Origin of the sequence: uncultured Tessaracoccus sp., assembly GCF_947286155.1 — a bacterium.
Classification (GTDB): domain Bacteria; phylum Actinomycetota; class Actinomycetes; order Propionibacteriales; family Propionibacteriaceae; genus Arachnia.
In genome coordinates, this window is the sequence record NZ_CAMYPD010000025.1 from 16,028 (window position 1) to 39,370 (window position 23,343).

The 23,343-nt window shown below is 62.8% G+C and carries 24 protein-coding genes; 7 read left to right on the forward strand and 17 right to left on the reverse strand.

Features of this window, described 5'->3' with window-relative positions; translation table 11 throughout:
- Nucleotides 1–2 precede the first annotated feature (2 nt).
- Nucleotides 3–1,163 carry an Mrp/NBP35 family ATP-binding protein gene (locus Q0X68_RS07750; protein ID WP_297749894.1) on the forward strand — a complete coding sequence of 387 codons (1,161 nt, stop codon included), beginning with the start codon at nt 3–5 and terminating at the stop codon, nt 1,161–1,163.
- 222 nt (nt 1,164–1,385) lie between these two features.
- On the opposite strand, the gene Q0X68_RS07755 is transcribed toward Q0X68_RS07750, so the two are convergent.
- The 4 genes from Q0X68_RS07755 to dapA all read right to left on the reverse strand — a co-directional run bounded on the left by Q0X68_RS07755 (nt 1,386) and on the right by dapA (nt 4,820).
- Nucleotides 1,386–1,808, reverse strand: coding sequence for a sec-independent translocase (locus tag Q0X68_RS07755; RefSeq protein WP_297749897.1), 423 nt, complete (start codon nt 1,806–1,808; stop codon nt 1,386–1,388).
- A gap of 18 nt (nt 1,809–1,826) precedes the next feature.
- Nucleotides 1,827–3,257 (reverse strand): anti-sigma factor, encoded by a 1,431-nt coding sequence (locus tag Q0X68_RS07760; RefSeq protein WP_297749900.1) that lies wholly within the window; start codon nt 3,255–3,257, stop codon nt 1,827–1,829.
- 1 nt (nt 3,258) lies between these two features.
- Complete coding sequence (gene sigE, locus Q0X68_RS07765; protein WP_297749902.1) at nt 3,259–3,831, reverse strand: RNA polymerase sigma factor SigE; 573 nt, start codon at nt 3,829–3,831, stop codon at nt 3,259–3,261.
- Nucleotides 3,832–3,911: 80 nt separating this feature from the next.
- Nucleotides 3,912–4,820, reverse strand: coding sequence for a 4-hydroxy-tetrahydrodipicolinate synthase (gene dapA / locus Q0X68_RS07770; RefSeq protein WP_297749904.1), 909 nt, complete (start codon nt 4,818–4,820; stop codon nt 3,912–3,914).
- Between the two features lie 80 nt (nt 4,821–4,900).
- Between dapA and Q0X68_RS07775 the strand changes: the two genes are divergently transcribed.
- Nucleotides 4,901–5,551, forward strand: coding sequence for an O-methyltransferase (locus tag Q0X68_RS07775; protein ID WP_297749906.1), 651 nt, complete (start codon nt 4,901–4,903; stop codon nt 5,549–5,551).
- 41 nt (nt 5,552–5,592) lie between these two features.
- Here Q0X68_RS07775 and glgC read toward each other — a convergent pair whose 3' ends face one another.
- Nucleotides 5,593–6,819 carry a glucose-1-phosphate adenylyltransferase gene (gene glgC, locus Q0X68_RS07780; RefSeq protein WP_297749908.1) on the reverse strand — a complete coding sequence of 409 codons (1,227 nt, stop codon included), beginning with the start codon at nt 6,817–6,819 and terminating at the stop codon, nt 5,593–5,595.
- A gap of 117 nt (nt 6,820–6,936) precedes the next feature.
- On the opposite strand from glgC, the gene glgA reads away from it, so the two are divergent.
- Nucleotides 6,937–8,127 (forward strand): glycogen synthase, encoded by a 1,191-nt coding sequence (glgA, locus tag Q0X68_RS07785; protein WP_297749910.1) that lies wholly within the window; start codon nt 6,937–6,939, stop codon nt 8,125–8,127.
- A gap of 64 nt (nt 8,128–8,191) precedes the next feature.
- On the opposite strand, the gene Q0X68_RS07790 is transcribed toward glgA, so the two are convergent.
- From Q0X68_RS07790 to dapE, 4 genes are read right to left on the reverse strand one after another with little or no spacing between them, the layout of a single operon-like run.
- Complete coding sequence (locus Q0X68_RS07790; protein WP_108870483.1) at nt 8,192–8,359, reverse strand: DUF3117 domain-containing protein; 168 nt, start codon at nt 8,357–8,359, stop codon at nt 8,192–8,194.
- 10 nt (nt 8,360–8,369) lie between these two features.
- Complete coding sequence (locus tag Q0X68_RS07795; RefSeq protein ID WP_297749912.1) at nt 8,370–8,765, reverse strand: hypothetical protein; 396 nt, start codon at nt 8,763–8,765, stop codon at nt 8,370–8,372.
- Nucleotides 8,765–9,493 (reverse strand): TIGR00730 family Rossman fold protein, encoded by a 729-nt coding sequence (locus tag Q0X68_RS07800; RefSeq protein ID WP_297749914.1) that lies wholly within the window; start codon nt 9,491–9,493, stop codon nt 8,765–8,767. Before Q0X68_RS07800 ends, Q0X68_RS07795 begins: the two co-directional genes overlap by 1 nt.
- A 13-nt stretch (nt 9,494–9,506) precedes the next feature.
- On the reverse strand, nt 9,507–10,571 hold the full coding sequence (dapE, locus tag Q0X68_RS07805) for a succinyl-diaminopimelate desuccinylase (protein ID WP_297749916.1): 1,065 nt from the start codon (nt 10,569–10,571) through the stop codon (nt 9,507–9,509).
- A 51-nt stretch (nt 10,572–10,622) separates the two neighbouring features.
- Here dapE and dapD point away from each other — a divergent pair, with 51 nt between their 5' ends.
- The 3 genes from dapD to Q0X68_RS07820 all read left to right on the forward strand — a co-directional run bounded on the left by dapD (nt 10,623) and on the right by Q0X68_RS07820 (nt 13,582).
- On the forward strand, nt 10,623–11,549 hold the full coding sequence (gene dapD / locus Q0X68_RS07810; protein WP_297749918.1) for a 2,3,4,5-tetrahydropyridine-2,6-dicarboxylate N-succinyltransferase: 927 nt from the start codon (nt 10,623–10,625) through the stop codon (nt 11,547–11,549).
- Nucleotides 11,549–12,367 (forward strand): hypothetical protein, encoded by an 819-nt coding sequence (locus Q0X68_RS07815; RefSeq protein ID WP_297749922.1) that lies wholly within the window; start codon nt 11,549–11,551, stop codon nt 12,365–12,367. Before dapD ends, Q0X68_RS07815 begins: the two co-directional genes overlap by 1 nt.
- A gap of 117 nt (nt 12,368–12,484) precedes the next feature.
- On the forward strand, nt 12,485–13,582 hold the full coding sequence (locus Q0X68_RS07820; protein ID WP_297749925.1) for a LacI family DNA-binding transcriptional regulator: 1,098 nt from the start codon (nt 12,485–12,487) through the stop codon (nt 13,580–13,582).
- 12 nt (nt 13,583–13,594) lie between these two features.
- Here the strand turns inward: Q0X68_RS07820 and Q0X68_RS07825 are convergent, their stop codons facing one another.
- The 8 genes from Q0X68_RS07825 to Q0X68_RS07860 all read right to left on the reverse strand — a co-directional run bounded on the left by Q0X68_RS07825 (nt 13,595) and on the right by Q0X68_RS07860 (nt 22,949).
- The gene (locus Q0X68_RS07825) at nt 13,595–14,674 is read right to left on the reverse strand and encodes a glycoside hydrolase family 76 protein (RefSeq protein WP_297749929.1); all 1,080 of its coding nucleotides are present in this window, start codon (nt 14,672–14,674) and stop codon (nt 13,595–13,597) included.
- Nucleotides 14,664–15,914 carry an ABC transporter substrate-binding protein gene (locus Q0X68_RS07830; RefSeq protein WP_297749932.1) on the reverse strand — a complete coding sequence of 417 codons (1,251 nt, stop codon included), beginning with the start codon at nt 15,912–15,914 and terminating at the stop codon, nt 14,664–14,666. The genes Q0X68_RS07825 and Q0X68_RS07830 overlap by 11 nt, the downstream gene beginning before the upstream one ends.
- 19 nt (nt 15,915–15,933) lie before the next feature.
- A complete protein-coding gene (locus Q0X68_RS07835) occupies nt 15,934–16,830 on the reverse strand; it encodes a carbohydrate ABC transporter permease (protein ID WP_297749934.1) in 897 nt (298 codons plus the stop codon).
- Complete coding sequence (locus tag Q0X68_RS07840; protein ID WP_297749936.1) at nt 16,827–17,639, reverse strand: carbohydrate ABC transporter permease; 813 nt, start codon at nt 17,637–17,639, stop codon at nt 16,827–16,829. Before Q0X68_RS07840 ends, Q0X68_RS07835 begins: the two co-directional genes overlap by 4 nt.
- 345 nt (nt 17,640–17,984) lie before the next feature.
- Nucleotides 17,985–19,070, reverse strand: coding sequence for a succinyldiaminopimelate transaminase (gene dapC, locus Q0X68_RS07845; RefSeq protein ID WP_297749939.1), 1,086 nt, complete (start codon nt 19,068–19,070; stop codon nt 17,985–17,987).
- A gap of 2 nt (nt 19,071–19,072) precedes the next feature.
- Complete coding sequence (gene fdxA, locus Q0X68_RS07850) at nt 19,073–19,390, reverse strand: ferredoxin (RefSeq protein ID WP_108870493.1); 318 nt, start codon at nt 19,388–19,390, stop codon at nt 19,073–19,075.
- A gap of 79 nt (nt 19,391–19,469) precedes the next feature.
- Nucleotides 19,470–21,173, reverse strand: coding sequence for a VanW family protein (locus Q0X68_RS07855; RefSeq protein ID WP_297749943.1), 1,704 nt, complete (start codon nt 21,171–21,173; stop codon nt 19,470–19,472).
- Between the two features lie 90 nt (nt 21,174–21,263).
- Nucleotides 21,264–22,949 carry a S49 family peptidase gene (locus tag Q0X68_RS07860; RefSeq protein WP_297749946.1) on the reverse strand — a complete coding sequence of 562 codons (1,686 nt, stop codon included), beginning with the start codon at nt 22,947–22,949 and terminating at the stop codon, nt 21,264–21,266.
- Between the two features lie 197 nt (nt 22,950–23,146).
- Between Q0X68_RS07860 and Q0X68_RS07865 the strand changes: the two genes are divergently transcribed.
- Nucleotides 23,147–23,299, forward strand: coding sequence for an AbgT family transporter (locus tag Q0X68_RS07865; RefSeq protein WP_297749948.1), 153 nt, complete (start codon nt 23,147–23,149; stop codon nt 23,297–23,299).
- Nucleotides 23,300–23,343 lie beyond the last annotated feature (44 nt).

A 23,343-nucleotide genomic window follows, 5' to 3' on the forward strand; every position in this document is an offset into this window, starting at 1 on the left:
AGATGGTGACTGAAAACCCACTTCTTCCGCTTGTCCGCGAAGCACTCCACGGCGTCGAGGATCCCGAAATTCGTCGTCCCATCACCGATCTGGGCATGGTTGACGAGATCGACGCGACCGACGAGGGTCACGTGTTCGTGCGTGTGCTGCTCACCGTGTCGGGGTGCCCGATGCGCTCCGAGATCACCCAGCGCGTGCGCGCCGCCGTCGAACCCATCGACGGCGTGACCAGCGTCGATGTCGAACTGGGCGTGATGAACGACGAGCAGCGCGAGGCCATGCGCCAGATGCTGCGCGGCGGCGAACCCGAGCGCGTCATCCCGTTCGCGCAGCCCGGCAACCTCACGAAGGTGATCGCCGTGTCCTCCGGTAAGGGCGGCGTGGGCAAGTCGTCGGTGACGGTGAACCTCGCCGTCGCGCTGGCGAAGGCTGGGCGCTCCGTCGGCATCCTCGACGCCGACATCTACGGCCACTCCATCCCAGACCTCTTGGGCCTCGGCGACGCCCGCCCCACCGTCGTCGACGACATGATCCTCCCCGTGCCTGCACTCGAGGGGCTGAAGGTCATCTCGATGGGCATGCTCAAGCAGTCGCGCGACCAGGTGGTGGCATGGCGCGGCCCCATCCTCGACCGCGCGCTCACGCAGCTCCTCACCGACGTGTTCTGGGGCGACCTCGACTACCTCCTCCTCGATCTTCCTCCAGGCACGGGCGACGTCGCGATGAGCCTCGGGCAGAAGATCCCCGGCTCCGAGGTGCTCGTCGTGACCACCCCGCAGCAGGCTGCGTGGGAGATCGCGGAGCGCGCCGGCACCATGGCGCACATCATGGAGCAGCGGGTGCTGGGTGTGGTCGAGAACATGGCCTACCTCGAGCATCATTGTTCACATTGTGGCGAGACGGAGCGCCTGGAGCTGTTCGGATCCGGCGGCGGCGCGCTGGTGGCTGAGGCGCTCTCTGAGCGTGTCGGGTACCCGGTCGAGGTGCTCGCGCAGGTTCCGTTCGACGAGCAACTCCTCGCCGGCGGCGACCGCGGCACCCCTGTCGTCGACTCTGCCCCCGACCACGCCTCGGCACAGGCGATCACGAAGTTGGCCGACGATCTGCTCACCCGTAAGCCATCGTTGCTCGGGCAGCGCCTCAACCTGACCCCGCGCCAGTAGCCGCCCGCCCACTCCGGTGGTTGAGTAGCCGCCCACCCCGGTGGTTGAGTAGCCCGCACAGCGGGCGTATCGAAACCCCGTCACCGCGTCTCGATACGGGCCTCCGGCCCTACTCGACGGTCAGGGGTGGGCGCAGGCCGCTACTCGACGGTCGGAGGGTGGGCGCCGCCTACTCGACGGTCAGGGTGCACCACCTACTCGACGGTCGGGGGCGGCAGAGGCCTACGTCGCCTCGTCGTCGAAGGGAGGGGCCTCCCAGGTGGCGGCCGGCGCGTCGGCACTGGAGCTCACTGCGGCATGCGCCGCCTCCTTGGCCCCATCGACCTCACTCTCCACCTTCTGCGTGGCTTCTTCCAGCTGCTGGCGCATCTCCTCGATTTCGCGCTTGGCTTCCTCGATGGCGGCGACCTCTTGGCTGAGGTGCTTCTTCACAAACGCTTTGGGGTTCAGGTCGGCGAGTTCGAGATCAGCGTACTCGGGGCCAAGCTGGTCGCGCAGCGTGTTCTGCGTGTTATTCGCGATGCCTCGCAGATAGACGTAGACACGAGCCGCCTTCCGTGAAAACTGCGGAAGTTTCTCGGGCCCGAACAGCAGCACGGCAAGCACGAGGATCAAGACGAGTTCGACCGCATCAATCCCAAACATGAACGAAATGCTACCGAATCAGCCGAGGCCTGTGAGTCGGCCCAAGCCTGCGACGAGCCGCGCACCAACCCCGCGGTCGTAGGGCGCACGGTCAGGTAACTCCTCGACGGCCTCCACGAGCAGCTTCTGGCTGCCGTTCGTCGTGACCGACACCACGCCACGCCCCGCCTGCCACGCAGTCACCGAAGGGAGCCCCGTCGCGGCTGCTGCGCTCACAGCTTCACCCTCGGCCAGCTTCCCCTCCATCCAACGCACGCTCAGCGTCTGGAACCCGTTCGAGTACACCAGGCTCATCGCCTGCTCGCCTTGCGTGTTTGTCGACGAGTACGCCACCAGCGGCAACCCGGCGAGCTCATAAGGGCAGGTCTTCAGCCCGACGCACCACCCGCGCGCACCGCTCGCCGTGGCCTTCGACAGCGACACCGTACGCGGAGCGTCCTCGGACAGCGCAATTTCACCCACTCGCACTTCTCCGTAGCCAAAGACGATGGTCGGCTGCTCGGATGCCCCAAACCGTTCGCTGCGCAACGTGATGCCGGTGGCGATGTCGAGCCACCAGCGGGCGACGACGGCGTCGTCGCGGCGTGCTTCGAGCTCCATCGCCGGGCGCCCGGCGAGCTGCACCGTAGACGGGTAGACGTAGAAGTCCCAGCTGTCGGGGGCTTCGATGACGCCTTCGAGGTAGTCGGGCGCGAAGTTCGACGAGAATCGGTTGCCGTCGCGGTCAAACACCACCAGTTCAGAGCCCTGCCCAGCCACGTGGGTGACGGCCACATTGCCGCGCACGTATCCACCATCGTCGGTCGCAACGTACACCTCCTGCACACCGCCCAGCCCGACGTACGACGTCGCTCCCCGCGAGAGCATGGAGTCGGCTGCGGTTCGTGAGATGGGAAGGGCCGGCGCGGACGGGATGCCGTACACCTCGGCGTGCTGCACGACGGGGAACTGCGCGCCCTTGTCTTGGGCAAGGAGCAACGCGCCCACGGATTCCTGCACGTTCACGGCTGTGATCTGCTGCGCGAACTGCTCGCGCGCTACGTCGACGGTGTCGTCCAGCCGGCGCGGACCAGGGGCCAACATCACCGCCAGGACAGCCACGCCCATCGCGAAGGTGAGCACCGCTGCAGAGCCCTGCAGCACGAATCGCTTCCTCCTTCGCCGTTTCGAGGGTAGCGTCGACGGCCCGTCGCTCCCCCAATAAATAGGCACGTCGGAATCATCACCGGCGATGGCCTCGAGTCGATCAGCCAGCGACGCGGGGGCATCGACGTCGACACTGCGCGAATTGGACAGCGCCGAGCGCAGCTCCCGGATCTCCGCGGTTTCTTTACGACACCCAGTGCATCCGGCCAGATGAACCGCGACCTCGTCCCATCGTCTAGGCGTCAGTGTCTCGTCGACGAAGCTCGACAGATCGTCGTGAAATCTCCCACAGCCATGCGACACGTCAGGCAACCCCGAGGAACCGCGAACGTCCCTCGGCAGGTGCACGATGCTTCAGCGCCTTCCGGAGCTGTGAGCGGCCGCGGGCAATGCGGCTGCGAACCGTACCGAGCTTGACGTCCAAGACTTGGGCGATCTCTTCGTAGCTCAGGCCCTCGACGTCGCACAGCACGACGGCTACGCGATATTCAGGCTTCAACGCGGCGAGCGCGGCGGCGACGTCGGCGTCGAATTGGCCGTCGAGGTGCACGTTCTCTGGGGCTTCGCTGAGCCCCCAGATCTGCTCCGGTGCGGTGGACAGCGAATCCATGCGGATTTTCTGACGACGACGGGCCTGGTCGAGGAACAGGTTCGTGGTGATGCGATGCAACCAGCCAGACAGCGTGCCCGGTTTGAAGGTATGAATCGACTTGAACACGCGCACGAACACCTCTTGCGTGAGGTCTTCGGCGTCGTGAGGGTTACCAGTGAGACGAAGCGCGTAGCGGTAGACTTGTGCGGAGTGATCGCGCACGAGCTCTTGCCACGTCGGCGCGACCCATTCGGCCGTCGCAGCGTCGTTCATCTGGTGCTCCATGTCTTCTACTTCACCACGGTTTCCTGTGAGGAACCTGTGCATCAACTACAACGAACCAATGAATGGGTTTGTTCCCACGCTCACGCGTCAACGCGTTCGAACGCGAAATGTGCGTCGAGTACCCGCAGGAAGCCTTGCAGTTGCTCGTCGGTGACATCCCCCATGGGCGGACGGCACGGGCCGACGTGGATGCCGCGCGCATTGAGCGCGGCCTTCACCATCATCACACCTTGGGACGCGAATACGCCGGTGAACGCAGGCAACGCGAAGCGGTTGAGTTCCGTTGCTTCTCGCACTTTGCCAGCCAGGAACGCCTCGGTGATCTGGCGGGCAATCTTCGCTGTGAAGTGCGTCGACGTGCCCACCACGCCCACACCACCCACAGCCAGCAGCGGCAGCAGCATGGCGTCGTCGCCGGCGTAGTACTGCAGGTTTGTCTGCGACATCACCACAGAGCTCGACGCGATAGCGCCCTTGGCGTCTTTCACCGCGACGATGCGGGGATGTTCGGCGAGTCGGATCAGCATGTCTTCCGGGATGGGCAAGCCCGAGCGGTGCGGAATGTCGTAGAGCATGCACGGCAGATCGGTCGCGTCCGCGACGGTTCTGAAGTGCTGCTCAAGCTGGGCTGCTGGCGGGCGGGAGTAGTACGGAGTCACGACGAGCACCCCGTCGGCGCCCTGCTCAGCGGCCTCCTCGGCGCGCCCAATCGTGTGGTGGGTGTCGTTGGTGCCGATGCCTGCGACGATGCTCGCCCTATCCCCCACAGCTTCGACGACGGCCGCCAGCAGGTCGCGCTTCTCGGCGTCGGTAGTGGTGGGTGACTCACCCGTCGTACCGTTGATGACAAGTCCGTCGTTGCCGAGGTCATCGACGAGGTGCTTCGCAAGCGTGACGGCCGCATCGAGGTCCAGTGAGAGATCATCACGGAACGGCGTGACCATGGCCGTCATGATCCGCCCGAAAATCGGCTCGAGCTGTTCGGTCATCGGTTCCTCCCTGGGGTGGACGTGCCTGTCATTCTAGTGCGTACGCGCATTCAGGTGGCGAGACGACTACGATTGGCTGCGTGACTACTCCAACGCAACTGAGCGCGCCCACCACCGCGACGTGGGACTGGGCCGAAGACTACGTATCCCCATCGGATGCCGTCCGCGCGGCACGCGACGAGGCCATCGTGAACGGACGGGTTCCCGTCAGCACCGGCGTAGTCGCCACGCTCGCTACCATCACGAAGGCGATGGGCGCGACGAACGTCGTCGAGGTAGGCACGCAGCACGGCGCCTCCGGCATGGCGTTCCTCGAGGCAATGGGCACGGACGGCGTACTCACCTCGATCGATGCCGAGACGGAAAACCAGCTCGATGCCCGCAAGGTCTTCACCGATGCAGGCGTCCAGAATTCGAGATTCCGCCTCATCGCTGGCTCCCCCATCGACGTGTTGCCGAAGCTGCGCGATGGCGCCTACGACATCGCGTTCATCAACGGCGACAAGCTCGAGTACGTCGAATATATCGCGGCCGCCGGAAGGCTCCTGCGCCCTGGCGGGCTGCTCATCGTGCACGACGTGCTGTGGTTCAACCGGGTGCCCAACGCCGACGACGAGTCGGACGAGACGATCATCATCCGTGAAGCGCTCGAGGCCATCAACCTCTCCGAGGAGTACACGCAGGCGGTGCTTCCAGTCGGTAACGGCTTGCTGCTCGCCAGCAAGAACTAGCGGACCTGGCCCTCGCCACACCGGGCGAGGGCTACCACAGCTCAGTCGCGCGGAACGACCATGCCCTTCTCGACGACGACGACGCCGCCCGCAGACACGTTCAACCCACGAGCGCGGTCGTGCTCGTGATCGACGCCGATCTGCACCCCGTCGGGCACCACAACGTTCTTATCCAGAATCGCGCGCCGAACGACGGCATTCTTGCCGATGCGCACCTTGTCCATGAGCACCGAGTCGGACACCTGCGCCCACTTATCGACGTGCACGTGCGGGCTCAGCACTGAGCGGTCGATCTCGCCGCCGGAGATGATGCAGCCCGAGGTGACGATGGAATCCTCTGCGCGCCCTCGGATGACGAACTTGGCGCCGGGGGCCTGCACCTGCGACGTCCAGATGGGCCACTCGGAGTTGTAGAGGTTGAACTCCGGGTCGACGGAGACGAGGTCCATGTGCGCCTCGTGGAACGCGTCGATGGTGCCCACGTCGCGCCAGTAGTCCTGGTCTTTCTCTGTCGATCCTGGGACGACGTTGGCTTTGAAGTCGTACACCTGCGATTCACCCTGTTCGGTGAACGCCGGGATGATGTCGCCGCCCATGTCATGCCGCGAGGTGGGGTTTTCGGCGTCGGCGCGCAGCATTTCAGTGAGCTGCTTGGCGCTGAACACGTAGTTACCCATCGACGCGAACGACTCGTCGGGGGAATCCGGCAGGCCGGGCGGGTCGGCTGGCTTCTCCAGGAACTGGCGGATCTTGCCGTCGGCGCCAGCGTCGATGATGCCGAAGGCGCTCGCCTCCCGACGGGGCACGCGGATGCCTGCGACGGTGGCGCTCAGCCCGGAATCGATGTGGGCGTCCACCATCTGCTTGATGTCCATGCGGTAGATGTTGTCGGCACCGAACACCACCACATAGTCGGGTTCGGCGTCGCTAATGAGGTTCAGCGACTGGAAGATGGCGTCGGCGCTGCCCTGGTACCAGCGCGGCCCCAGCCGCTGCTGCGCGGGAACCGGGGCGACGTAGTTGCCAAGCATCGTCGAGAACCGCCACGTCATCGAGATGTGTCGGTCGAGTGAGTGCGATTTGTACTGGGTGAGCACCGCGATCTGGCGCAGCTCCGAGTTGGCGAGGTTCGACAAGACGAAGTCGATCAGTCGGTAGGTGCCGCCGAACGGCACTGCCGGTTTCGCGCGATCCGACGTCAGTGGCATCAGACGCTTTCCTTCGCCACCCGCGAGGACGATAGACAGAATCTTCGAGCGTGTCACCATGACAACGAACTTATTGCATCCGCGCTCGTTTTTTCACGTTTTCCGAAATTGCGCGCATTTCGAGCCTGACTCGCTGCTTCGCCAACATTTGTGCCCCAAATCTGGGACGATGCACTCATGACATTCAAGCTGTCCCTGTTGACCCGTGAGTACCCCCCGTCCATCTACGGAGGCGCTGGGGTGCACGTCGCGCAACTCGTTCCGCAACTGCGTAAGCTCATCGACGTCGATGTGCACTGCATGGGCGAGCCTCGCGACGGAGCCACCGCGCACGCAGAAACGTTCCCCGACGGCGCCAACGCGGCCCTGCGCGTGCTCGGTGCTGATCTCTCGATGGTCGCCGCACTCGCCCCGGATACGCAGATTCTGCACTCGCACACCTGGTACGCCAACATGGCGGGCCACATCGGCGGGCTCATGCTCGACGTTCCGCACGTTGTCACCTCGCACTCGCTCGAGCCCCACCGGCCGTGGAAGGCCGAGCAGCTGGGCGGCGGCTACCGCGTGTCCAGCTGGGCCGAGCGCACCGCCTACGAAGCCGCCGACGCCGTGATTTCCGTCTCCGAGGGGATGCGCCGCGACGTGCTCGAGAGCTACCCGGAACTGGACCCGTCGAAAACTTTTGTGGTGAAAAACGGCATCGACACCGACGAGTTCCGCCCGGATACGGGGACGGATGTCGTCGGGAGCCTCGGGATCGACCTCGACAAGCCGTACGTAGCGTTCGTCGGGCGCATCACCCGCCAGAAGGGTCTCGTGCATCTGGTGCGGGCGGCACAGGAGTTCGACGAGGACGTCCAGCTCGTGCTGCTCGCAGGCGCACCCGATACCCCCGAGATTGCTGCCGAGTTCCAGCAGGCCTTCGACGAGTTGCAGCGCCAGCGGTCAGCGAAGGTGCTGTGGGTGCAGGAGATGCTGCCGCGCGCATCGGTGCGCCAGGTGCTCACCCACGCGACGGTGTTCGCCTGCCCGTCGGTGTATGAGCCGCTTGGCATTGTCAACCTCGAGGCGATGGCTTGCGAGACGCCCGTCGTCGCATCCGCCGTCGGCGGCATTCCTGAGGTGGTGAACGACGGGGAGACCGGCTTGCTCGTGCCCTACGATCCGGCGCGAGGCGACGACCCAGCGTTCGTGCAGGCGTTCGAGCAGGATTTCGCGGTCAAAGTGAACGAGTTGGTGCGCGACGCCTCACGCGCGCAGGCCTTCGGCAAGGCGGGGCGCCAACGCTGCATCGACGAGTTCTCCTGGGCGACGATCGCCCGGCAAACCGTCGACGTGTATCGCCAGGCCATGGAGCGGCACGGCTGACCTGAGACGCAACGACGCCCGGCGAAATGCTCTGCGCCGGGCGTCAATTAGGTGGCGTGATTCGTCAACCGACCACGGCCTGCAACTCGTCGAGGAGCGCGTTGGCTTCGTCGGCGTTCATCTCGACGACGAGCCGGCCCCCTCCGTCGACGGGAACACGCATCACGATTCCACGGCCTTCCTTAGTGACCTCCATGGGGCCATCACCGGTGCGGGGCTTCATCGCTGCCATCGTTGTTTCCTCACTCTTGAACCGAACTGGTGCCCATTCTATCGTCTGAGCCGAAATCGGCGGGCACTGACTCAGGAATCGGCTCCCCAGCGCCCACCCTGGTGATGAGTTCGTCGACGAATTGCATGTCGTAGCCGCGCTGCCGGATGGTGAACTCGACAGGGTCGGCGACGATCACGCCGCTGGTCACCAAACTCAGGTACTCATCCACCTCGGCGCGGTCATAGCCGAACAGTGCCCCAGGGATGCGCACGTCACCGACGTTGTTGGCCGTGATTCGGCCGTCGGGCATGCGCCCCTTCTGCCGGTCGTTCACAGGCTCTATCCACTCGCCGAACTTCCCGGTACCGGCGAGCGCGGCGAGCGCCATCACGGCGAAGGCCGCGAGAACGATGATGACCACCATTATTTGCCCTGCGGGGTGGGTTCGCCCATGGCGTCGACGGCCGCGTCGATGTTGTCGGTGAGGATGAAGAGGTCGGTGTCGCCGGGTGAGATGCAGCCTCGAGCCTCGACCGTGTGCTTCAGCCAATCGACGAGCGGCGACCAGTAGTCGACGCCAAACAGCACGAGCGGGAACTGCGTGACCTTGCCGGTTTGCAACAAGGTGAGCGCCTCGAAGAGCTCGTCGAATGTGCCGAATCCACCGGGCATGGTGATGAAACCACGGGAATACTTGAGGAACATCACCTTGCGGGCGAAGAAGTACCGGAAGTTGATGCCGAGGGTGACGTGCTCGTTGATGCCCTGCTCATGCGGCAGTTCGATGCCGAGGCCAACCGAGGTGCCGTCGGCTTCCCGAGCGCCCTTGTTGCCGGCCTCCATGATGCCCGGACCACCCCCGGTGATAATCGCGAAACCGCGCTCGACGAGGCGTCGCGCCAATTCTTCGCCCGCCTGGTACATGGGGTCGTCAGGGTTGGTGCGGGCCGAGCCGAAGATGCTCACTGCCGGGGGCAGGCCTGCGAGTGCGTCGAAACCTTCGACAAACTCCGCCTGGATGCGCAGCACGCGCCACGGGTCGCCCGTCTCCCAGCGGTATTGCTCATCGAGGAGGGCCTGGTCGGCGGTGGGTTGTTTGGCGTGTGCACCGTCGAGCACCAGCGGGCCCTGCGTGCGACGAAATGGGATCATCGGGATGCCTTTCTTACGGGGTGGGTGTACTCAGCCAGGAACGCAGGCCGTCGGCGCATTGATCGAGTTCTGCGACGTCGACCCGTTCGTCCTGTCGGTGAGCGAGGTGGGCGTCACCCGGGCCGTAGTTCACGGCCGGGATACCGAGCTCGGAGAACCGGGCGACGTCGGTCCAGCCGTACTTCGGGCGGGCTTCTCCGCCGACGGCCTGCACGAATTCCTGGGCCAGCGCCGCGTCGAGGCCGGGGCGAGCGGCGGGCGAGAGGTCGTCGATGCGGAACTCGTGGCCCGCGAACACGTCGCGCAGGTGGGCTAGGGCCTCGTCGGTGGTCTTGTTGGGTGCGAACCGGTAGTTGACGGTGAGCGTCGCCTTCGGGGGGATCACGTTGTTGGCCATGCCACCGTCGATGGCTACTGCGTTGAGGCCCTCCCGGTAGCGCAGGCCTTCGACGTCGATCTGCTGTGGTTTGTAGGCGACGAGCGCGTCGAGCAGGGGTACCAGGGCGTGGATGGCGTTGACGCCCATCCAGCTGCGCGCGGAGTGGGCCGCTTGGCCGGTGACGTCGAACACGATCCGAATGGTGCCCTGACAACCGCCTTCGATCTGTGCCGACGTGGGTTCCATCAGCACCGCGAAGTCGCCTTGCACTAGGTCGGGGTGGTTGCGGGCGAGCCGTCCGAGGCCGTTCTTCGACGCGTCGACTTCCTCGTGGTCGTAGAAGATCCAGGTGATGTCGCGCGATGGTTCGGTGAGCTCTGCGGCCAGCTTGAGCATCACGGCGATGCCGCCCTTCATATCGACGGTGCCCCTCCCCCACAGCACGTCGCCGTCGCGGCGGGAGGGGAGGTTCGCTTCCACCGGCACGGTGTCGAGATGGCCGGCGATCACGACGCGCTCGGGGCGCCCCAGCGAGGTGCGCGCGACGATGCAGTCGTCGTCGCGGGTGAGCTCAAGATGCGGAAGGCTGAGGGCCTCCTCGACGAGGTTGGCGAGCGCCCGCTCGTTGCCGGAGACGGATTCCACGTCGACGATCTGCGCCAACAAGGTGGCTAGGGGTGCGTCTAGGTCGAGGCTCATACGACGAGCTTAGCCAGATCGGCTTGCGCACACTTGGTTACACTGTCGGGCATGACTGAAGCGCGCACAGCTTGGGCCTGGGGCCTCGCCACTATCCACCCGCAGGGAGTTCTCGACGTCTGGTACCCCGAACCGCAACTCGGGGATGCCGTCACCGACGAGGCGCCCGCCGAACTCGCGGGCGCTCAGGGAGCCGACGACCTTCGCGGCGTTGAAATGAAGGTGGTTCGCACCCAGGTGCAGCTCGACGACGACCCCGCCGGCGTGGAGGACGCCTATCTGCGTCTCCACTTGCTCTCCGCGAGGCTGGTGAAACCGCACGAAGTCAATCTCAACGGCATTTTCGGCCAGCTGCCCAACAACGCGTGGACGAATTTCGGCCCGGTGCGCATCCAGGATGTGCCCAGGGTGCGTGCAGCGCTGCGCGGCAAGGGCGTCCAGCTCACCGTCTACGGCGTCGACAAGTTCCCGCGCATGGTCGACTACGTGGTGCCGACGGGCGTCAGGATCGGCGACGCTGACCGCGTGCGTCTCGGTGCTCACCTGGCTGAGGGCACCACGGTGATGCACGAAGGCTTTGTCAACTTCAATGCCGGCACGCTCGGCAACTCGATGGTGGAAGGCCGAATCTCGGCGGGGGTCGTCGTCGGGGCTGGCAGCGACGTCGGTGGCGGCGCCTCGATTATGGGCACCTTGTCTGGCGGCGGGCAGGAGGTCATCCGGATCGGCGAACGCTGCCTGCTGGGTGCGGAGTCCGGCATCGGCATCTCGCTGGGTGACGACTGCGTCGTCGAGGCGGGCCTGTACGTCACCGCCGGCACCAAGGTGCTGTTGCCCGAGGGCGACGTGGTGAAGGCGCGCGAGCTTTCCGGCCAGAACGACCTGCTGTTCCTGCGCGACTCGGTCACCGGCCAGGTGGTCGTGAAGCATCGCCGCAGCAACAAGGTGCAGCTCAACTCCGAATTGCACGCCAACTAATGCGCAAACGCTGGATCATCCTGTTGCTGATCCTCGCCCTCCTTCTCGGCGTCGGGCTGCTTGGCTGGAGGATGTGGAAATCGGTGCACCACGTGATTACCCCAGAGCGCTGCAGCATCGTGAACCCGGAAGGCGAGCCCGTAACCCTCACGGCCGAGCAGGCTCGGATGACATCCATCATCGTCGCGGCCTCCTATGAGGCCGGACTGTCGGAACGGGCTGCCACCATTGCCCTGGCGACGGCGTATCAGGAGTCCGGCATCCGCAACCTCGATTACGGTGATCGCGACTCGCTCGGCCTCTTCCAGCAGCGCCCCGATCCGCGGTTCGACTGGGGCACTGCTGAGGAAATCATGGACCCCTGGTACTCGAGCCTCAGGTTCTACGAGGAACTGGTGAAGTTCAAGGGTTGGGAGACCCGCGATATCAACGACCAGGCGCAGAAGGTGCAGCGCTCAGGCCATCCACAGGCGTATCGCAAGCATGTTCCCAACGCGACGGCGCTCGCCGCTGCCACACGCGGGTCACGGAAGGAAGCCATCACCTGCGCGACGACGCAGAACCTCACCCCTGATCCGAAGCCCATCCAAGAGGTGCTCGATCACATCAGCCAGGTGCAGTACTCCGTGGAGGGCAACACCATGCGCATCACGGCCGAGTCCGACGAGATGCTCTGGAGCGCCGCCCACCTCGCTGTCTTGAACACGTACGATGCGGGCGTCGAGTCGGTGCAAGTGCACGATCGCCGCTGGAGCCTCAACGACAAGCATTGGTCGAAAGCGGAGCGGATCGACGGCGCCGTCGTGACGCTCGGCTAGTTGGGCGCCCAACCCTCGCACAGCTGCGCAGCTTTGGAGCGCGTGCCCGTTGCGCCACAGCACGTTCGCTGGGATAGCATTACATACAATGATTATTCGCAGTCTCGGGAGCACGCAGTGGCGACACTCTACAGACAGATCTATGAGACCGTGCGCGCCCAAATCGATTCGGGGCAGTTCGACATCGGTGAGCGGCTGGGAACGGAAAAAGAACTAGCGGAGTCGCACGGCGTCAGCACAATAACGATCAAGCGAGCCCTCAATCTCCTGCGCGACGAGGGGCTCGTGGAGCGAGTGCCTCGTCGGGGCACATTCGTAAAAGCCCGCACCGCCCAATCGAACACCAACCTCAAGCATTCCAAGCCCTTTATTGGGTGCGTGGTGACGAACTTTGATGACACCTTTGGAACCCCGTTGCTGGGCGGCCTGTTAGACAGCGCCGCCGAGACGGCAAATTTGATCATTCGACGCTCACTCGGCCAACCCCAACTGGAAGAATCGCTCATCACCGATTTCATCGACGACGGAGTGCAGGGGCTCATATTGGAGCCCACATCGTCGCAGTGGGTTGCCCCCAGCGTGCTGGAACTCATCACGCGGCGGTTCCCCATCGTGATCCTTGACCGCTCACTTGCGGGCATCCCGATTTCCACTGTGGCTAGCGACAACGTCGAAGCTGGCAGAGTGCTGACGCAGCACCTGCTCGAACTCGGTCATCAACATATCGGGTGGGTGGCCTCGGCAGGCCAGGTGTCAACGCTGCAGGAACGCTACGAGGGTTTCGTCCACGCGCACGCCGCGAACGGTGTTACGCACAGCCACGACGCCATATTCGATAAGGTCGAAGCGACGATTCCATCGACGACGACGCAGCTTCAAGACGAAGTGGCTGCATTGCGCTCCTGGGCTAAAGGGCATCCCCACATCACGGCCTTTGTAGCTGGGGAATACAACATTGCGTTGTTACTGAAGGAAGCACTCTCGCAAGAGGGGTTATCAGTGCCGCAGGATAAGAGCGTGGCCTGTTTCGACCACCCCGATATTACGTACGATCTTTCGGCATTTCGGTTCACCCATATTCGCCAAGATCAACATTCCATGGGTGCAACCGCGGTTGAACAGGTGCTGAGGCAGATTGAGCAGCCCGAGCTCATCAAGAAGTACGAGCTGCCGACGAGCCTGGTGGTGGGGGCCTCAACCGGGCGTTGCCGCTGAGGCCCCACAGCGCTACTTCGCTTTCCGGGTGTCTGCGGCTCGGCCTTCTTCCATCCGGGCTCGCAGTTCGACCGCCATCATGGCGCTCAGCAGCGTTGAGTACGACGTCTGCGGTTCAGCAGGCTTGCGCCAGTCGTTGGATGGGAGCAGGTAGTCGTCCTTCAGGGATGTCTTCCACAGCGTGTCCGTCGCCGAGGTGACCAGCTTCTCGATCTTCCCTCGAACGGCGTCTTCCTCGTCGAGCACGTCGTACAGCAATCCCAAGTACCGGTAGCAGATACCTTGGAACAGCCCGAGGTCCCCACCGTCGCCATGGTCGAGCAGCACCCCTGATTCCTCGAAGATGTCGAGGCATGTGGACGCTGTGCGGGCGGCTTCTTGAAGCAGGCTGTCGTCCTTGGTGCGAGCCGCAGTCTCGACGAGTGCGCCGATCCAAACGCCCTGGTTGTAGGTGAATTTCCAGTCCACGTCGACCTTGCCGTCGTCTTCCCGGTTGATTCCGTCTTCGACGACGCCATCGTCTCGTACGAGGTTTCGTCGCATCCATCGCAATGCAATGTCGCACCGGTCGATATGAGGAAGGTTACTGACTTTCGCACGCAATCGGTTGCCCAGGATGATAAAAGGCGCATTCGCGGGAGTGTTCTTGTACCAAGGAGAGGGTTTCCTCCATGAAAGGCTCTCACCCAGAATAGAGTTCCAGCCGTGCTGGTTGATATGTTCCCAGAGATCCACTGACCGTTGAAAGTGATCGCCATTTCCTGACGCATCGAATAGACGCAGCGACGCGAGTGCGAGCCACAGCATATCGTCGAAATAGTTATTGAAGAGCTGCTGCTCGTTTCTCTCAATGACATTCTCTACAGTGCGTTCGGCTCGTTGGAGCCATGCCTCGTCACCGGTGCGATGCCATGCATCAATACGGACGTCGACAACGTGTGCCAGCCACCAGTAGTTGAACACCTCGTCGTTATCTGCTGGGTACGTGTTGTGCAGAAATTGGGGAGGTGGGGCGTGAAAGAAGTGATCCAAGCTTTCCTGGGCCACATCAGCTCGTGCCGCCCACACCTGCCCGTCAGTATTACTTGGCATTGTCCTTCAGAATCTTGTTGCCGAGTTCCTCCGCCTTAGCCAAGGCCTGCTCTGCAGTCACTTGCTTACTCATGAACTTCTGGAGCTCTGGGATGAGCGCCTTACCCTCGACGTCCGAGTAGCCCTTTACCTCGGGGCGTACCGTCGCATAATCCATGGCCTTGATGATGGCGCCATACTTGGGAGACTTCGTGAAGAAATCATCGTTCGCGGCCGTGCGGTTACCAGGAATCTGTCCGCTGATCTTGCCGTATTCGAGGGCGTTAGCCTTGTCGGCCATCCATGTAATGAACGCCCAGCCGCCGTCCTGGTTCTTCGATCCAGCAGGGAGCACCAACCCATGACCGCCCATACCTGCTGCCTTATCGCCCTTCGGGCCAGCAGGGGGCTCGGTGACGCCGTACTTCAGCGACTTCGCCTTGTCAAAGTCAGCAAACGACCACGGGCCTGTGTACGTCTGAGCGACCTGGCCAGCCGGGAAGGGCATTCCGCCCTTACCAAAGCCCAATTCGTACACACCTTCATCCATCATTTGCCGCCAGAAGTTGAGCACGCTCAAGCCTTCGGGGCTATTGAATGCGACGGTCTTCATGTCGTCGCTGATCATCCGGCCGCCAGCTTGACGGATCCACATATTGAATAGGCCGACGTCGTCAAGCATGAATCCAGAGACCTTCAGTGTCTTACCCGAACGCTGGGTTGTCTTGACGGCGACGTCAAGGAGCTCATCCCAGTTCGTGGGGGGCTTGACTCCCGCCTTGTCGAGCAGTTCCTGGTTGTAGAACAGGCTTCGGTTGTCGACCGTGAAGGGAAGACCATAGATCTTGTCGTTGACTGTGAGCTCCCTGAGAGCCTGATCGTAAAAATCGTCGGTGGAAATGCCATCCTTCTCCAACATAGGCCCTATTTCGACGAAGGCTTTCTTCGGAGCGTAGAGGCTGGTCATCCACCTATCCCAGATGACGACATCAGGCACCTGGCCACTCGCCAAACCAGTGAGCAGCTTCTGCTCGAGCTCCTTCTGGATGACGTACTTTGCCTTGTATTCATCCTGGCTCTTATTGAACTTATCAACGATCGCGAAAATGGGCTTTGCGGCTTCGTCCGATGATCCGCCCCAAAGAATGACTTCCTTGTTCTTCGAGCTAGATCCCGTCGACCCACCGCCAGAGCAGGCAGCGAGCGATGCAGCAACGCCGCCGATCATCGCCCCGCTGAACAAGCGCCTTGAGACTTGCATTTCAAATTCCTTTCTTTCGTTACTTAAGCCCGATCTGGGCGATTCCCTCAATAATCCATCGCTGACAGAAGAGGAAGAGCAGTAGCATCGGAGCGCTCGTAAGCACCGCCCCAGCCATGAGAGGGCCAAAGTTTGTTGTCTTTTCATTTGAGAAGTTCGCCAGCGCAATCTGAACCGTGAACATGTCGGGATCGTTCAAGACGATCAATGGCCACACGAAGGCGTTCCAACCCGCCTGGATGGTCATGATGCCCAGCACCGCGAGACCTGCTTTGGTGAGCGGCAGGTAGATCCGGGAGAACACCTTGAACTCGCTCGCCCCGTCAATGCGAGCAGAATCCCCAAGCTCGTCGGGCAGACCCTCGAAAAATTGCTTCATGAAGAAGCATGCGAAGGGTCCTGCAGCACCCGGGAGAATGATGGCCCAGAAGGTGTTGATAAATCCCGTGCCACCCTGACCGAAGATGTCGTTACCGCCGACCAGGGGAAACTGCTTCAGAACCAGGAACGTGGATACCATCGTCACGATACCAGGCACCATCATCGAACCGATGAATGTCCAGAACACCAGCTTTCGTCCCGGAAAGGCTAGTTTGGCGAGAGCGTAGCCCGCTAATCCTCCGAAGAAGAGATTAGTAAGCGTTCCCGTCAGCGCAAGGAACACCGAGTTCCCGATGTATTGCAGGAACGGTGTTTCGACGAACACAGCACGGTAGTTGTCCAACGTTGGGTGCGTTGGGATGATCGACAAGAACCCAGTGATTGCTTCTTCCGGGGACTTCAGCGACGTTGCTAGCGTCCACACAAATGGCATCACAGTGCTGAACGCAATAAGGATGCAGGCGATCCACCATGCAGTCTCGCCCATGACGCTCGATGCCCGAAGCTTCTTTTTCCTAGTCTGAGCCATGGTCATTCACTCCTATTCGAGACTCGAGCGTTGATGAGCGACACCACGAGGATGATCGCGAAGAGCACGAAACTCATCGCCGAGGCATATCCCATATCGAGGTTGCCGAATCCCTTATCAAAGATGTAGTACACGATCGTGACGGTGGCGTTTCCTGGGCCACCCTTCGTCATGATGTACGCCTGATCGAAGACCTGGAAAGCCCCAATGATTTGGAGTGTCGTCACCAGGAACATGGTCTTCGAGATACCGGGCATCGTCACGTACCTGAATTGTTGCCACTTACTTGCGCCGTCGATTCGCGCGGCTTCGTAGAGGTGTCCAGGGACGCCTTGGAGCCCGCCCAACAAGATCACCATGTTGCCGCCAAAGCCTGCCCATACGCTCATGATGATGATCGCCGGCATCGCCCAAGTAGAGCTCTCAAGCCACGCCGGCCCGTCAATACCAAATTTGCCAAGGGCAATATTGATGAATCCCACCTGTGGGTTGAGCAGCCAGATCCAGATTGACGCAGTTGCTACCGAGGACGAAACCACGGGGATGTAAAAGAGTGTGCGAAACACTCTCGACACCCGAGTATTGCGGTTCAACAGAAGTGCTGTTCCGAGTGAGGTGAGAATGCCTAGCGGCACGTAGAGGGCCGTGTAGTAGGCAGTGTTTCTCATCGCGATCCAGAAGAATTCGTCCTTGAAAATCTCCTGGTAGTTGTTGAGACCCACCCAACTGAACTCTCCGATAATGGAGTAGTCGGTCATGCTCAGGTAGGCAGCTGCACCGATCGGGATGATGAAGAAGACGACAAACAGCGCCACGGGCAGTGCGATGAACGTCCAACCGCTGACCCACTGCTGGGTGCGTGTGGTGCGAATACCTCGCGACCGCCTCGAACGCTTCGGTGGCGAACTCGTAGGCGGCGCGACAGGGGGCTCACCCTGGACCCCTGCGCTGGGGACGATGCTCGTCATAGTTACTCCTCCGGAACTAGACCTGCCTATATTTATATACCTCTCTGGCGTCAGGTTGCACATATTCGCATATTCAAAGGCAGCTAGGAAGCAGTGTACTTCGCCGAAGGGTTCAGCGTGCCAGAGGTCACGAAATGGTCGGCAAGCCACAGGACGGCGTGCTTCGTTACACGCTGCCAGGAGAAGTGAGAGCTACGCGCCGCGAAGACGCTCTGCCGCAGCGGCGATGCGTTCGTCGGTGGCGGTGAGCGCCACGCGCACGTGATTGGCGGCCTTGGCTCCATAGAAGTCGCCGGGCGCGACGAGGATGCCCTGTTCGGCGAGCCAGTTCACCGTCGCACGGCAATGCTCGCCTCGGGTAGCCCACAGATACAGCGAGCCTTCGGAATGGTCGACGGTGAACCCTGCGGCCTCCAGCGCGGGGCGCAGCACAGCCCGGCGTGCGAGGTAGCGCTCACGTTGAGCCTCGACATGCTGTTCGTCGTCCAGCATCGCCGCCAGTGCGGCCTGCACGGGCGCAGGCACCATCATGCCGAGGTGTTTCCGCACCGTGACAAGCCCCTGCACGAGCTCCGGGTCTCCGACGACGAACCCCGCACGGTAGCCGGCAGCGTTCGAGCGCTTGGACACCGAGTGCACTGCAAGCAAGCCCGTGAGGTCGCCGTCGTTGACGCTCGGGTCGAGCACGGAGACGGGCTCCGCGTCCCAGCCGAACTCCCCGTAGCACTCGTCGCTAGCCAGCACCGCTCCTAGCTCACGCGCTCGCTGCACGAACGTCCGCAGCTCCTCGACGGACAGAATGCGCCCCGTCGGATTCGAGGGCGAATTGATCCAGATGAGCGCCGTCTGCGGCGAGAGCACGGCCGGATCGTCGCACGGCTGCGCCTGCAGCCCTCGCGCCAGGGCGCCGATTTCATACGTTGGGTACGCCTCTTCCGGGAACGCAACGACGTCGCCGCCTTCCAGCCCGAGCAGCGTGGGCAGCCAGCCGACGATCTCTTTGGTGCCCACCACGGGCATCACATGCTCGTGGGTGAGCCCGACGGCGCCCCATCGGCGCTGCATGTACCCGACGATGCTCTCTCGGCATTCAGGGGTGCCCCACACCGTCGGGTATCCGTGCGCGTTCGACGCATCGGCGAGCGCCTGGCGCGCCACGTCAGGTGTGTCGTCGACGGGCGTGCCCACGGAGAGATCGACGATGCCCCCGGGATGTTCGTTGGCGCGATCCTTCGCGGAGGCTAGGGAATCCCATGGGAAGCTGGGGAGCTCAAGCATGGTCAGGCCTGCGGGGGAAGCGCCTCGACGATCGGGTGGTCCTTGTCAATGACGCCCAGTTTGGCGGCGCCGCCCGGGGAACCGATCTCGTCGAAGAATTCCACGTTGACGTCGTAGTATTCCGCCTGGTCTTCGGGAACATCGTCTTCGTAGTAGATGGCCTCAACAGGGCAGACCGGCTCACAGGCACCGCAGTCAACGCATTCATCCGGGTGGATGTAGAGCATGCGGTTGCCCTCGTAGATGCAGTCGACGGGACACTCGTCCACGCAGGCGCGATCTTTCACGTCGACACAGGGCAAAGCGATGATGTAGGTCACGACAGTTCTCCTCGTTCGAAGCTCGGCTCCAAGCTTAGCCCCGCAATCACGGGGAAGCACACGCACGCCACGCGTGGCGTCAGGCGCAGGTGATGCGGTCGCCGGCGTCGTACTTCCATTGGAAGGGTTCTTCCTTCACAACCTTGCCGCCCTTGTAGAACAGGCGTTTGTAGTTCACGGTGAAGCCTTGAATCGAGCTCTGGGGCTCGCAGTTGGCTGCGTGCGAGACGCGAGTGGAGCCCGAGTAGTACCCCGACTTCACCAGCGGTGACGATTCCACTTTGTCCCAGGTCTTGATCGACCAGATCTTGAAGGTCACCGACCCACGCTTACCACTCGACGACGGGCTGATGTACCCCTGGATGATCGCGGGATACTCCGTGTTGTTCTTGAAGCGCAGGTCTACCGAGCCGTAGTACACCGTTGCTTCACGCCCGGCGGGGTAGCGCGGGAAGTATAGCGAGTGCGGCTTGTGCTCGACGTCTTCAAACCCGGCGAAGAACCCTGCGTTGAACAGCGTCGTCGCCGCCTGCGAAACACCGCCGCCAGTTTCCTTCACGAGGTTGCCGCCGTTGATGACGTATCCGGAGGTGAAGCCGTTGTCCTCCGTACGCCGCCCGACGGTGTCGTTCATGCTGAACGTCTCGCCAGGCATCAGCACCGTACCGCTGATCCGCTTCGCCGCAGTGCCGATGTTGGTGTTGCGGTACGAGGCGTGCGGATACTGGGTGGTGAACTCACCGATTACTTCCTTCGGCTTCACTTTCTCGGCCGCTGCAGTGCTGAACTCTGGTTCTTTCTCCTGTGCTTTGAGCTCCACGGCGCGCTTCGGGCCGCTGACTGCCTGCTTAAACGCATCGACCACGTTCTGCTGCTCAACAACCAGGCCAGGCTTGCTCGGCACGACGACGATGCCGCCATCCTTGAACTGGTAGCTCGCAGACTGTGGGCCCTTCTGGTTGAGCTTCTTCAGCCCGCCTTCTGTGGCCTTCTTCACAGCCTCCTCGTCGATTTCGACCGCAAGATCCTTGCCAGACCCGGTGATCGTGAGCAGCTTCGGCACATCCGCCTCAGCGACGTCAATCGTGCCGTTCTTACTCGTGAGAGAAACCGGGCCAGTCAGCGCCTGCTTGAGCGCCCCTTCGCGAAAACTCTGCACGTCGTCATTGCTCACACCGGGCGCAATCACCTCGACGTTCGCTGCGGCCTCGTGCTTGCCAGCCTCGAATGCGTCCTTGACGGCGGTGACACTCTCGTCCACCTTGAGCTTCATGCCCTCTTCGGCCTCGGTGGTGGCCACCTCGCCATCCTGCAGCGCGATAGTGGCGTCGGTGGCTTCCTTGTCGAAACTGGTGGCGGCGTCGGAGACCACCTTGGCGAGCGCTTCCTCGTCGATGGTGCGCACCAGCTCGATGGGATGACCGCCAGTGAGCGAACGGTAGAGGATCACCGGGTTCCAGCTGGCGCCTCCGCCGGCTTGCTCCACCGTCGCAGCCCAGTCGACGCTGAGCCCCGACTCTGCGAGTGGCAACTCCACCGTGACGTCGTCGTAGGCGAGGATAATGGGCGCTTCCGCGCTCTCGGCCAACTCGTCGCGAAGTTTCTGCTGCGCATCAGCAGGGCTCAGCCCGCCAATTGCCACATTCTCGACGGTGGCCTTGCGTGGAACGTTGTCGCCGGCGACGAGATATGCCGTGATGTAGGCCGCGGCAAGTAGCAAGACGAAGGCACCAATTCCGATACCCACCCACAGTTTGGTTCTGCGCTTCGTGTTCTCAGCCACCCGTCACCCTTCAACTTCGCCTCGCGTTGCGGCGTCGGTCATTCTACGAGAGCCCGGCGGCCTACCCAAACCCCGAAGCCCGCCACTCGTTCAGCGAAGAGAGAACAACACCGGCATGCTGAGCACACCCGTCGAGCGAATTCCCGCGCGGGCGAGCACACCGTCGAGCACGGATTCGACGCTGAGCGGGCTCGCGCCGGCTGAGCCGACGCTCTCCGACGACTGCGCAGGCAGGAATTTCGACAGCAGCCCACCGTGCCCGACGGAAGCCACCTCGACGTCGTCAATATCCACCTTCGCCAGCGCAGCAGCGCGTTCCAGGGCCAGACGTCGGCCGCCGACGTGATCGATCAGGCCATGTTCGGCAGCCTGTGCGCCCGTCCACACCCGGCCGCGCGCGAGCGATTCGAGCTGCTCGTATTCCATGCCGCGATCATCCGCCGCGAACGTGGTGAAATCCAGGTAGACGCGGTCTAGCCAGGCGTTGAGCCGCTCCCACGCCTCTTCATCCATGGGCTGCGCGTCCGACAAGGCGGCCGCACCTTTGTCGACGGTGATCGACTCCCGCACGAGCCCGAGCTTGTCGTAGAGACCCTGCGTGACGAATTTGCCGGCGACGACACCAATCGAGCCGGTCAGGGTGGTGGGCAGCGCGACGATTTCGTCGGCGCCCATCGACACGTAGTAGCCGCCCGACGCCGCGTACCCTCCCATGCGCGCCACCACTGGCTTGCCCGCTTCACGCACGGCGAGCACGCAGCGGCGGATGAAGTCAGATGCGACGGCCGACCCGCCGGGAGAATCGACGTCGAGCACAGCGGCGACGATGTCGTCGTCGCGGATCACGGCGCGCAGCTGCTCATCGACGACGTCGGAGCCCACGTTCTGCCCCTGCACGCCGCTACTGCCACGCCCGGTGAGGATGCCGCCATGCACGGGGACGATGCCGATCTTTTTGCGGTTGCGACGGGTCACCGCGCGCTGGATGTTGGACTTGGCCGCGTAACGGTTGACGTACAGCAGATGCTCCGGTTCAACTCCCCAGCGCCGCAGCAGGCTGGCGTAGGCCTCGTCGCGGTACCCCACCTTGTCGATGAGCCCCAGCTCGAGCGCGCGGCTGGCGTCGATGGCACCCTCGTCGACAACCGAGCGCACAACGCTCTCATCGACGTTGCGGCGCTCGGCGATGACCCGCACACCGTCGTCGACGATGGATTCGACGATGGCGGTCATCATCTCGCGGTTCTCAGGCGTCACTTCGTCGGCGGCAAAGCGGTCGGCCGCCGTCTTGTATTCGTGGCGTTTACCGAACTCGGGCTCGATGCCGAGCTTGTTCAGCCCACCTTTGAGTAGCACGATCTGCGCTTCGATGCCGCCGATGCTGAGCGCCCCGGTGGGCTGCAGCCACACCTCACGGGCAGCCGTCGCCATCTTGTACAGCGCCAGCGACGGCGCCAGTTCACCGAAGCTCTCACTCCACACCGCCGTCGGCTTCGATACCCCGAAGCGTTCGATCTCCAGCGCAATCTCGTCCAGCGTGGTGACCGGCATGCGCACCGCCGCGGAGGCGTGCACGATCAGCCCCTTCACCTTGCTTTCCTTCGCGGCAGCACCGAGCACGGTGCGCACAGCGCCCGTCGTGGTGATGTTCAGCATCTGCATCGCCTGCAGCGGGTTCGACGGCCGGGCCTCCAGCACCCCGCGAGCGAGGTCGAGCTCAAGCACGACGGGTTTCTTGGACAGCAAATTCTGGAGTGCATTCAACGGGTTCGGCATGCAATCAGCCTACAAAACAGACCCAACACGGTGGTCCAGACTTCCCGACGATGGCCCTCACCGAAGCGAGCGGTTGGCGTGTCGCGGGTCGCCACATTGTGGTACTGGGCCGTGACGACCTCGTTTGTGGTTAGTGTGAGCGTCCATACGGCGCAAGTACCCACGAGGATGTGACCCAAACATGCCAAGGAGCTGCCATGAGTACTGATTCGACCACTGCGAACAAGCCCGAAAAGAGGGGTTTGCTCGACCGATTCTTGGATTTCATCGAGTGGACGGGCAACAAGCTGCCCGACCCCATCATCATCTTCGCGTGCCTCTGCCTCGGCACGCTCCTGCGGGTCTGCTGAAGGTTTGGTTGACGTCCGGGGTTATGCCGCCAGTGTAGGGGTTG